Source organism: Enterobacter sp. PGRG2 (assembly GCF_030291195.1).
In the GTDB taxonomy this organism is placed as follows: Bacteria; Pseudomonadota; Gammaproteobacteria; order Enterobacterales; family Enterobacteriaceae; genus Enterobacter_D.
Genome location: NZ_CP127837.1, coordinates 54,127 through 64,445, shown reverse-complemented (window position 1 = coordinate 64,445; position 10,319 = coordinate 54,127). Strand labels below are relative to the sequence as shown.

The 10,319-nt window shown below is 56.4% G+C and carries 11 protein-coding genes; 2 read left to right on the top strand and 9 right to left on the bottom strand.

Annotated elements, in window-relative coordinates; all coding sequences use genetic code 11:
* Window position 1 precedes the first annotated feature (1 nt).
* The 8 genes from proX to QRD42_RS00145 form a co-directional block, all read right to left on the bottom strand.
* Complete coding sequence (gene proX / locus QRD42_RS00180; protein ID WP_321987919.1) at window positions 2-997, bottom strand: glycine betaine/L-proline ABC transporter substrate-binding protein ProX; 996 nt, start codon at window positions 995-997, stop codon at window positions 2-4.
* A 62-nt stretch (window positions 998-1,059) separates the two neighbouring features.
* Entirely contained in the window at window positions 1,060-2,121 is a 1,062-nt protein-coding gene (proW, locus tag QRD42_RS00175) for a glycine betaine/L-proline ABC transporter permease ProW (RefSeq protein ID WP_318364523.1), read from the bottom strand.
* On the bottom strand, window positions 2,114-3,316 hold the full coding sequence (proV, locus tag QRD42_RS00170) for a glycine betaine/L-proline ABC transporter ATP-binding protein ProV (RefSeq protein WP_318377248.1): 1,203 nt from the start codon (window positions 3,314-3,316) through the stop codon (window positions 2,114-2,116). The genes proW and proV overlap by 8 nt, the downstream gene beginning before the upstream one ends.
* 355 nt (window positions 3,317-3,671) lie before the next feature.
* Window positions 3,672-4,634, bottom strand: a complete 963-nt coding sequence (nrdF, locus tag QRD42_RS00165; protein WP_321987918.1) for a class 1b ribonucleoside-diphosphate reductase subunit beta — start codon at window positions 4,632-4,634, stop codon at window positions 3,672-3,674.
* 10 nt (window positions 4,635-4,644) lie between these two features.
* A complete protein-coding gene (gene nrdE / locus QRD42_RS00160; protein ID WP_321987917.1) occupies window positions 4,645-6,789 on the bottom strand; it encodes a class 1b ribonucleoside-diphosphate reductase subunit alpha in 2,145 nt (714 codons plus the stop codon).
* Complete coding sequence (gene nrdI / locus QRD42_RS00155; RefSeq protein ID WP_318364520.1) at window positions 6,762-7,172, bottom strand: class Ib ribonucleoside-diphosphate reductase assembly flavoprotein NrdI; 411 nt, start codon at window positions 7,170-7,172, stop codon at window positions 6,762-6,764. Before nrdI ends, nrdE begins: the two co-directional genes overlap by 28 nt.
* The gene (gene nrdH / locus QRD42_RS00150; RefSeq protein WP_321987916.1) at window positions 7,169-7,429 is read right to left on the bottom strand and encodes a glutaredoxin-like protein NrdH; all 261 of its coding nucleotides are present in this window, start codon (window positions 7,427-7,429) and stop codon (window positions 7,169-7,171) included. Before nrdH ends, nrdI begins: the two co-directional genes overlap by 4 nt.
* 166 nt (window positions 7,430-7,595) lie before the next feature.
* Window positions 7,596-8,027: a carboxymuconolactone decarboxylase family protein gene (locus QRD42_RS00145; RefSeq protein WP_321987915.1), complete on the bottom strand. Its 432-nt coding sequence runs from the start codon at window positions 8,025-8,027 to the stop codon at window positions 7,596-7,598.
* Window positions 8,028-8,114: 87 nt separating this feature from the next.
* Here QRD42_RS00145 and QRD42_RS00140 point away from each other — a divergent pair, with 87 nt between their 5' ends.
* A complete protein-coding gene (locus tag QRD42_RS00140) occupies window positions 8,115-9,485 on the top strand; it encodes a PLP-dependent aminotransferase family protein (RefSeq protein WP_321987914.1) in 1,371 nt (456 codons plus the stop codon).
* Here QRD42_RS00140 and QRD42_RS00135 read toward each other — a convergent pair.
* Window positions 9,482-9,808 carry a DUF883 domain-containing protein gene (locus QRD42_RS00135; RefSeq protein ID WP_072570057.1) on the bottom strand — a complete coding sequence of 109 codons (327 nt, stop codon included), beginning with the start codon at window positions 9,806-9,808 and terminating at the stop codon, window positions 9,482-9,484. The two genes, QRD42_RS00140 and QRD42_RS00135, sit on opposite strands and share 4 nt — an antisense overlap.
* Before the next feature lie 161 nt (window positions 9,809-9,969).
* Between QRD42_RS00135 and QRD42_RS00130 the strand changes: the two genes are divergently transcribed.
* A complete protein-coding gene (locus tag QRD42_RS00130) occupies window positions 9,970-10,314 on the top strand; it encodes a DUF2002 family protein (RefSeq protein ID WP_072570058.1) in 345 nt (114 codons plus the stop codon).
* The last annotated feature ends 5 nt before the right edge of the window (window positions 10,315-10,319 follow it).

The window sequence follows — 10,319 nt, the reverse complement described above, 5'->3', positions numbered from 1 at the left end:
ATTACTTCTGCGCTGCCAGCGCTTCTTTCACCCAGCCGTCAAACTGCTGCTGGTGGGCTTTGATCCAGCCATCGACGTGACCGTTAATATCGGCTTCCGAGGCTTTACCGGCATGCATCATCGCGTTCTGCGCGTTAATGTCAGCCAGCGGCAGTTTCATTACCGAGAACAGCTTCGCCGCCGCCGGATTTTTTTCCGCCCAGGCTTTGTTCGCCACAATATGCATGGTGTTAACCGGGAAGCCGTAGTTCATGCCGTTCGGCAGTTTGGTATCAATGTCTTTCTGCTCGCCCGGCAGGGAGGAGAACGGCACCTGCAACCACACCACGTCTTTACCTGGTTTCAGGACGTCGCTCACCCAGTAAGGGGTCCAGGTGTAATAGAGCACCGGCTTGCCTTCTTTAAAGCGCGCAATGGTATCCGCCATCATCGCCGAGTAGTTACCGTGGTTCACGGTCACGGTATCCGTCAGCTTATAGGCTTCGTTCTGATGGTTGATCACCGCCTCGCAGCCCCAGCCTGGCGTGCAGCCCATCATGTCGGCTTTACCGTCGCCATTGCTGTCGAACAGCTTCGCGATCTTTGGATCTTTCAGCTGCTCAATATTGGTGATGTGATATTTTTCAGCGGTTTTTTTGTCGATCAGATACCCCTGGGCCGCGCCGGTAACAAACACCCCTTCGCGGTAAAACTTCTTATCGCCGCCCGCTGCGGCATACATATCGTCATGCAGCGGCTGCCAGTTAACGGCGGTAAAGGTGGCATCACCGGAGGCAATGGAGGTATAGCCAACGTTGTAATCCACTTCGCTCGGCTTATTCACGGTGTAGCCGAGCTTTTCCAGCGCGCGGCTGACCAGCTGTGTCTGGAAACTTTCTTCTGAGATGGTGCTCTGGATCGGTTGTACGGTAATGCCTTTACCCGGCAGATCGGCGGCGAAAGCGCTGGTGGAGATAAGGCTGGCAAACGCTGTGGCAATGATTACATTCTGTCGCATCGTTGTTCCTCAAGCTAAACATTAGTCAGGCCCGGCAGGCGCAGCGCCGCCGGGCAACAGGATCACTTACTGAACGGACGGGTCAGCAGACCCAGCGGGCCGGTCTGATACCAGCGGCGGTTGCCACGACTGCGGGAGTCGCGACCCACGGCCTGGGTCAGACGGTCAAGGATAATGGCGAGGATGACGATCCCGACGCCGCCCACGGTGGCCAGGCCCATATCAAGACGACCGATACCGCGCAGCACCATCTGACCCAACCCGCCAACGGCGATCATCGAGGCGATCACCACCATGGAAAGGGCCAGCATCAGCGTCTGGTTCACGCCCGCCATAATGGTAGGCATCGCCAGCGGTAGCTGAACCTTAAACAGCATCTGCCGCGGGCTGGCGCCGAAAGAGCGCGAGGCTTCGATCAGATCTGCCGGCACCTGGTTAATGCCGAGGATCGTCAGACGCACAATCGGCGGCAGGGCGAAGATAATGGTCACCACCACGCCGGGCACGTTACCGATACCGAACAGCATGACAATCGGCACCAGATACACGAACGCTGGTGTGGTCTGCATGGCGTCCAGCAGCGGGCGAATAATCTTCGCCGCCCGCTGGCTGCGCGCCAGCCAGATCCCCAGCGGCAGGCCGATGATCATGCAGAACAGCAGCGCGGTCAGCACCAGCGCCAGGGTGATCATCGCCTGCGACCAGGCGCCGATAGCGCCGATAGCGACTAATGAAATCAGCGTCGCCACGCCCATGCTGAGGCTCGACATCTGCCAGGCAATCAGCGCGAAAATAACAATCGCCACCGGCGCAGGCATACCCAGCAGCAACTGCTGGAAGGCGCTGAGGATATAATCCACCGGCACGCGAATGCCCTGGAACAGCGGGCGGAAATGCACTACCACCCAGTCGATACCCTGCGTCACCCAGCTGTCGAGCGGGATCAGCGTTTTATGGAAGGGATCCATAATATTGAAATGCTCCGGCGCAGGCGGCGCGCTGGAAAGCCAGTCAGTACCGCCGCCATCGGCTGGCGCCCCTGACGGGCTGCCCCATGCATCTGCGGATTGTGCGGCGCTGTCGGCAGCCGGTTCGCTGCCCCACGGATTAGATTGATCAGCCATTGTTCACCCCATCGCGATCTAAAGCCCTGAGCAGCGCACCTTTGGAGATGCTGCCCATATACTGTTGCTCCTCACCCACTACCGGTACGGCGCAGGGCGCCTGTCCGACAAGGGAGAGCAGTTCGCTGAGCGGCGTTTCGGCTTCCACCGCAGCGGGGGACTCCAGTAACGCCGCATCGATACCCAGATTCTGGCCCAGCGCCGTTTTCAGGGAATCAACAGAGACAATGCCGACAAATTTATTTCCGCGCTCGATGACGTAACCGTAATCACGATCCTCATCCTGCAATAATTTCAGCGCCGAGCGCGGGCCGAAACCTGGCGTTTTACGGATCAGACCCGCCTGAGTACGACGGGCAATATCTTTGGCGCTGAACACCTGACTAATATCCACGCCGCGGAAGAAGGTGCGGACATAATCATTGGCCGGATTATTGAGAATTTCATCGGGCGTACCGACCTGCACCACTTTGCCATTTTGCATAATGGCAATGCGATCGCCGATACGCATGGCTTCATCCAGATCGTGGGAAATAAAGACAATGGTACGCTGATGTTTCGCCTGTAATTTTACCAGCTCATCCTGCATTTCCGTGCGGATAAGCGGATCGAGCGCGGAGAAGGCCTCGTCCATTAATAAAATATCAGGATTAATGGCTAATGCGCGCGCCAGACCGACACGCTGACGCATACCGCCAGAGAGTTCATCCGGATACGAATGGGCATAATTTTCCAGCCCCACCTGACGCAACGCGTCCAGCGCTTTGGTCTGGCGTTCAGCGGCGGGCACGCCCGCTAATTCCATACCGAAGGCGGTATTATCCAGCACCGTCATATGCGGCATCAGCGCAAATGACTGGAAGACCATCGCGATCTTTTTCCTGCGCACCTCGCGGAGTGCGGCGTCTGATATTTTGGCGATGTCTTCGCCGTCAATCAGCACCTGCCCGCGGGTGGGTTCAATCAGGCGATTGAGAAGGCGAACCATGGTCGATTTACCTGAACCAGATAATCCCATGATGACGAAAATCTCGCCTTCTTCAATGGCCAGACTGGCGTCAATGACGCCAAGCGATAGCCCTGTTTTTTCCAGTATCTGTTCTTTCGAAAATCCTTTTTCGATATATTTGAAAGCTCGCTGTGGATGCTCACCAAATATTTTATAGAGATTTTTAATTTCGAGTTTAATTGCCATGCAATAAATGAGTTCCCGTTATTTATTTATATCAATACAGTTCCTGATGGAAATAATGAGCGGGCTATACCCTAACATACTCAGATTCTGTGACAACCCTCAAATGCCAGCTGGCACGGAAATTGCCGAAGCGCATCTGGCGGCATTTCCCATGATATAAGGGCTGAGAGCGAGTCTTACAAAGTGATATTTTTTTTGAAAAGCACGTGAAATGGTACCTGAAACGGGAAGCTTCAGGTGAAAGGAATTAGTTGGGAGCAGTGTAGTTCACAGGGAAATATTCGTGTGATGAAAACGGAAATATTATGAAATATCCATCCGGGAAATACGGAAATATTTCCCGGAGAGGAGAGGATTAAAAATCCCAGTCTTCGTCGGTGGTTTCCACCGCTTTACCCATCACATAAGACGAGCCTGAACCGGAGAAAAAGTCATGGTTTTCATCGCCGTTGGGCGACAGCGCCGCAAGGATCGCCGGATTCACATCGGCCATTTCCGGCGGGAACAATGCCTCATAGCCGAGGTTCATCAGCGCCTTGTTAGCGTTGTAACAAAGAAAAGCCTGCACATCCGCTTCAAGGCCGGAGCCGCCGTATAAATCCGCGGTATAGGCCAGCTCGTTGTCGTAGAGATCCATCAGCAGATCCAGCGCAAAGAGCTTTAACGACTCGCGCTCTGTTTCGTCGACTTTTTCGAGGCCCTTCTGGTATTTATAACCGATGTAATAGCCGTGTACCGCTTCGTCACGGATAATCAGCCGGATAAGATCGGCGGTATTGGTCAGCTTGCCGCGGCTGGAAAAATACATCGGCAGCCAGAAGCCGGAATAAAACAGGAAGGATTCCAGAAAGACGCTGGCGATTTTCTTTTTCAGCGGCGCATCGGCGGCGTACTGCTCGAGGATCAGCTGCGCTTTGCGCTGCAGCGGCGCGTTTTCCTCGCTCCAGGCATAGGCGGCATCCACATCTTTGGTCTGACACAGCGTCGAGAAAATCGAACTGTAAGAGCGGGCATGCACCGCCTCCATAAAGCTGACGTTCGACAACACCGCCTCTTCATGGGGCGTCAGCGCATCCGCCATCAGCGCCGGCGCGCCCACGGTATTCTGGATGGTGTCGAGCAGCGTCAGGCCGGTGAACACGCGGATGGTAAGCTGCTGCTCGGCCTGGCTCAGCGTCTGCCAGGCGGGGATGTCGTTAGACAGCGGCACTTTCTCTGGCAGCCAGAAATTGCTGGTCAGGCGGTTCCACACTTCCAGATCTTTATCGTCCTGGATCTTGTTCCAGTTAACCGCACTGACGCGGGATAAACGGCTCATCCTTTTCTCCTTACAGCGCGCATGACACGCAGCCTTCAATTTCGGTGCCTTCCAGCGCCAGCTGGCGCAGGCGGATGTAATACAGCGTCTTGATGCCTTTCTTCCACGCATAAATCTGCGCGCGGTTAATATCGCGCGTGGTGGCGGTGTCCGGGAAGAACAGCGTCAGCGACAGCCCCTGATCGACATGGCGCGTGGCGGCGGCATAGGTATCAATAATTTTTTCCGGCCCGATCTCGTAGGCATCCTGATACATCGCCAGATTGTCATTGGTCATAAAGGGGGCAGGGTAGTACACGCGCCCGGTTTTACCCTCTTTGCGGATCTCGATTTTCGACACAATCGGGTGAATGCTGGAGGTGGCATGGTTGATATAGGAGATCGACCCGGTCGGCGGCACCGCCTGCAAATTCTGATTGTAGATACCGTGGCGCATCACATCGTCGCGCAACTGCTGCCACATGGCGCGCGTCGGCAGCACAATGCCCGCGCGGGCAAAGAGTGTGCGCACTTTTTCGGTTTTCGGCTGCCACTCTTCTTCCAGATAGGGCGTGAAGTATTCGCCGCTGGCGTAGCGGGAGCGCTCAAATCCGGCAAAACGCTGGCCACGCTCGCGGGCGATCATCATTGAGGTATGCAGCGCATGCCAGGTGATGGTGTAAAAATAGAGATTGGTGAAATCAATGCCTTCTTCGCTGCCGTACAGAATGCCTTCCCGCGCCAGATAACCGTGCAGGTTCATCTGCCCGAGGCCGATGGCATGAGACGCGGCATTGCCGTTTTCAATGGATGGCACCGAGCGGATATGGCTCATGTCCGACACCGCCGTCAGGCCACGCACCGCGGTTTCCACCGTGCGGCCAAAATCCGGAGAGTCCATGGTATGGGCGATGTTCAGCGAGCCCAGATTGCAGGAGATATCCCGCCCGGTCTGCGCGTAATCCAGGTTTTCATCGTATTCCGACGCGCTGTTGACCTGCAAAATCTCTGAGCACAGATTGCTCATGTTGATGCGCCCGGCAATCGGGTTGGCGCGGTTAACCGTGTCCTCATACATGATGTACGGATAGCCGGATTCGAACTGGATCTCCGCCAGCAGCTGGAAAAAATCGCGCGCGTTAATGTACGTTTTACGAATGCGATCGTCAGCCACCATCTCATGATAGTGCTCGCTGATAGCCACATCGCCGAACGGTTTGCCATAAATACGCGCCACGTCATAGGGAGAAAACAGCGCCATCTGCGCATTGTCTTTCGCCAGCTGGAAGGTGATATCCGGGATCACCACGCCAAGGGAAAGGGTTTTGATGCGAATTTTTTCGTCGGCGTTTTCCCGTTTGGTATCCAGAAAACGCAGAATATCCGGGTGATGGGCGTGCAGATAAACAGCTCCCGCCCCCTGACGCGCGCCGAGCTGATTGGCATAAGAGAACGCATCTTCCAGCATTTTCATCACCGGAATAACGCCGGAGGACTGGTTTTCAATGCGTTTGATGGGCGCGCCCGCTTCCCGCAGGTTAGAGAGCAAAAACGCCACGCCGCCGCCGCGTTTGGAGAGTTGCAGCGCGGAATTCACCGCCCGGCCAATCGACTCCATATTGTCTTCAATACGCAAAAGGAAGCAGGAGACCAGCTCGCCGCGCTGCATTTTGCCGCAGTTCAGGAAGGTTGGCGTTGCGGGCTGGAAGCGTCCGGCGAGGATCTCCTGCGTCAACTGCTGCGCGAGTTTTTCATCACCCTGCGCCAGCGTCAGCGCTACCATCACCACCCGATCCTCAAAGTGTTCCAGATAGCGTTTGCCGTCGAAGGTTTTCAGCGTGTAGCTGGTGTAATACTTCCAGGCGCCAAGGAAAGTCTGGAAACGAAAACCGCTGGCGTGCGCCGTCTCAAACAGGCCGATCACGAAGGCGCGATCGTAGCGCGCCAGTACGCTGTCATCGTAATAGCCCTCTGCAACCAGATAATCCAGGCGGCTGTTCTGATCCGCAAAGGTCACAGTGTTAGGCAGCACGTGGGCGGTATAGAACGCGTCCACCGCCTGATGATCTTTTTCAAACTGGATGCGGCCCGCTTTATCGTACAGATTCAGCATGGCGTTCAGCGCGTGATAGTCCGTGGAGGCCTGCATTACGCGTTCTGCGGTTGTCGTTGCCAAAATTCGCTCACTCCTTTTCGCACATTTAAGATGTCACGCGGCGTACCCATCAGCTCAAAACGGTACAGATGCGGCACGCTGCATTTTTGCGCGATGACATCCCCCGCACGGCCATAAGCCTCGCCAAAATTGCGGTTACCGGCGGCGATCACGCCGCGGATCAAGGCCCGGTTATGCGCATCGTTTAAAAAGCGGATCACCTGACGCGGCACCGCGCCTGCGGTTCCGCCACCGCCGTAGCTCGGCACCACCAGGATATAGGGCTCGTCTACCTGGATCCGCTCACGCTCATCCAGGGGAATACGCACAGCGGGCAGTCCCAGGCGGGTGATAAAGCGGTGCGTATTCTCCGAGCTGCTGGAGAAGTAGACGAGGGTGCTCATGCGCTGGCGACGCGAGGGGCGCTGCCCAGACGGTTAATCATATCCGGGCGAAAGCCGGACCAGCGGGTGTCACCGGCGATCACTACCGGCAACTGGCGGAATCCCAGCGCGCGCAGTTCGTCTGCCGCTTCCGGCACCAGGTCCACATTCACCAAATCGAACGCCACGGCACGGCTTTCCATGGCGCGTTTCGTTGCATGGCACTGCACACAGTCGTTTCGAGTGTAAATAGTAATGCGCATGATTCGTATTTCCATCTAAGATAGCGGGACGACGCGAAAAATCGCGCCGGGTTGTGTGTCACTTGCTTAAGGAAATACTAGATGTAGTTATAAAGATTATCAACCACACAATATCCAGGAATTTTTCGATCCATTTCATCCCGCTGAAGCACTCAGCGGGGAAGGGAGTTTTGTCGCTACATTACATGCGCATAGCGATGGCGAGACGGTTAAAGGCATTCATCAGGCTGATGGCGAAGGTCAGATCGCTGATTTCCTGAGCGCTAAAATGTTCCAGCATGGGCTGATAAACATCATCCCCCGCATGGGTCGTGGAGATATGCGTCAGCGACTCCGCCCAGGCCAGCGCGGCTTTTTCCTTCGCGCTGAAGTGCGGGCTGATATGCCAGCCTGCCAGCGCATCAAGCTTGCTCTGGTCGGTGCCGGTTTTGCGCAGCGCTTTGCTGTGCATCTCCAGACAAAACGCGCAGCCGTTAATCTGCGACACACGTAAATAAACCAGCTCCAGCAGCGGTTTGTCGGTAGCGCTGCGCTCCAGCGCCTGGCTGGTCTGAATGAGGCCGTTATATGCCTCCGGGCTGAGTTCGGAATAGGGCAGGCGTAAATCAGTCATGGTCATCTCCTCGTTTAGATGGCGAGAAGGTAGCACTATAATGGTCTGCACCAGAGAGCCATATTTTAACTAAAAAAGCAGACCATAATGGACGCCCGATACCAGCAAATCGCCCGCCTTCTGAAATCTTCCATCGCTTCCGGCGAGCTTGCGGCCGGCGCCCGGCTGCCGTCGAGCCGTACCTTCGCCCGGGAAAACGGCGTGTCGCGCGCCACCGTAGAGCACGCTTATGCCGAGCTGGTGGCGCAGGGCTGGATTGAGCGGCGCGGGCAGGCGGGAAGTTTTGTCAGCGACACCGTAACGCCGGGCAGCGCTTTACCTGCGGCGTCCCTGACGGAGGGGACAGATAACATTCCGCAGCCGTTTCAGATGGGGTTGCCCGCACTCGATCTCTTTCCGCGCGCGCTCTGGGGGCGACTGATGGGGCGGCGGCTGCGCACCCAGACACGCTTTGATCTGGGGCCGGGCGACGTGGCGGGAGAGCGGCTGTTACGCCAGGCCATCGTCGATTACCTGCGTTTCTCCCGCAGCATTGACTGTACCCCCGAGCAGATATTCATTACCGCCAGCTACGCGATGTCGATGACGCTGATCCTGCGTACCCTCGCCACTGCTGGCGACGGCATGTGGGTGGAAGATCCGGGCTTTCCGCTGATCCGCCCGGTGATTGCCCGCGAGCAGGTCAGGCTGTTGCCGGTGCCGGTCGATGAGAACGGCATGAATATCGACGCCGCCCGGGCATTACACCCGCAGGCGCGTTTCGTGTTGCTGACGCCAGCACATCAGAGCCCGCTCGGCGTGGCGCTGTCGTTGCCGCGCCGTCGGCAGTTGCTGGACTGGGCGGCGCACCGTGAGGGGTGGATCATCGAAGACGATTATGACAGTGAGTTTCGCTATCACGGCAAACCGCTGCCGCCGCTGAAAAGCCTCGACGCCCCGCAGCGGGTGATCTACGCCGGGACCTTCAGTAAATCGCTGTTTCCGGCGATCCGTACCGGCTGGATCGTGGTGCCTGCGCCGCACGTAGCCGCTTTCCGTCGCCAGGCGGCGATGTATCCCTGTACGGTGCCAGGGCTGGTTCAACTGACGCTGGCGGATTTTATCTCGCAGGGTCATTTCTGGCGGCACCTGAAAAACATGCGTCAGCATTACGCCCGGCGGCGTGAATGGCTGGAAAGAGCGCTTAAGCAGCAGGGCTTTGACGTGGCGGCGCAGCAGGGCGGCATTCAGCTGGTGATCGCGGTTACGGATGACGATAAGCAACTGGCGGCACGGGCAAATCAGGCCGGGCTGGCGGTGCAGGCATTAAGCGCATGGCAGATAGAGGGGGGCGAAAGAAGGGGGCTTCTGGTCTGTTTTACTAATATTTCATCGGCGGAAATGGCGGAACAGCTGGCGGAAAAACTCAGCAAGGCAATACGCCCCGCGAGCGCAACTCACGGGGCTGCAATGGACTAGCGACGCATGCTCAGGAGCGCGCCGAGGAAAATCCCGACCGCTGCCGCAGCACCTACGCTGGACCATGGTTTTTCTTTAACGAACGTATCCGCGCAACCCACTACATCGCAGGCTGCCTGTTTCACACGGGTACGGCCCTGCAGTTTTGCACGGGTTTCTTTTAACAGCGCCTGTGCTTTACGACGTGCGCCATCGGCGTCATCCTTCACGTCACTGCCCCAGGACTTCAGTACGCTTTCCAGGCTGTCCGCTAAACGGCTGACATCATCATTGATATCCTGAACGCCTTGATCAACATCTCTGCGGTTCGGTCTGCTAAACATATGATCCTCCCTTGTTTTCGTTGTCATGATCAGTGTAGCGCACAAAATCCACCCTTGAAGCGGATCGCGAGATATGCCGCCCTTTATGGACTTTTCCGAAAGCGCTGCTAATGCTCATTACTGTAAGGTTGCGATGCAGTAAATGATGACGAGGAAAAAATATGTATTTACGACCCGATGAGGTGGCACGCGTTCTTGAGAAAGCGGGATTTACGATGGATGTCGCTACGAATAAAACCTACGGTTACCGTCGCGGCGATAATTATGTGTACGTGAATCGCGAAGCGCGAATGGGACGTACCGCCTTAATTATTCATCCCACGCTTAAAGAGCGCAGTTTGTCCCTTGCGGAGCCCGCCTCGGAGATCAAAATGTGCGATCACTATCAGCATTTCCCGCTCTACCTGGGCGGCGATGCGCAGGAGCATTACGGCATTCCGCACGGATTCAGTTCGCGGATGGCGCTGGAGCGTTTTCTGTCAGGGCTGTTTGGCGAATCGGCATAATGCGT

Coding starts and splice junctions, on each gene's coding strand:
- proX (WP_321987919.1), bottom strand. CDS start 997: ATGCGACAGAATGTAATCATTGCCACAGCGTTTGCCAGCCTTATCTCC.
- proW (WP_318364523.1), bottom strand. CDS start 2,121: ATGGCTGATCAATCTAATCCGTGGGGCAGCGAACCGGCTGCCGACAGC.
- proV (WP_318377248.1), bottom strand. CDS start 3,316: ATGGCAATTAAACTCGAAATTAAAAATCTCTATAAAATATTTGGTGAG.
- nrdF (WP_321987918.1), bottom strand. CDS start 4,634: ATGAGCCGTTTATCCCGCGTCAGTGCGGTTAACTGGAACAAGATCCAG.
- nrdI (WP_318364520.1), bottom strand. CDS start 7,172: ATGAGCACCCTCGTCTACTTCTCCAGCAGCTCGGAGAATACGCACCGC.
- nrdH (WP_321987916.1), bottom strand. CDS start 7,429: ATGGAAATACGAATCATGCGCATTACTATTTACACTCGAAACGACTGT.
- QRD42_RS00145 (WP_321987915.1), bottom strand. CDS start 8,027: ATGACTGATTTACGCCTGCCCTATTCCGAACTCAGCCCGGAGGCATAT.
- QRD42_RS00140 (WP_321987914.1), top strand. CDS start 8,115: ATGGACGCCCGATACCAGCAAATCGCCCGCCTTCTGAAATCTTCCATC.
- QRD42_RS00135 (WP_072570057.1), bottom strand. CDS start 9,808: ATGTTTAGCAGACCGAACCGCAGAGATGTTGATCAAGGCGTTCAGGAT.
- QRD42_RS00130 (WP_072570058.1), top strand. CDS start 9,970: ATGTATTTACGACCCGATGAGGTGGCACGCGTTCTTGAGAAAGCGGGA.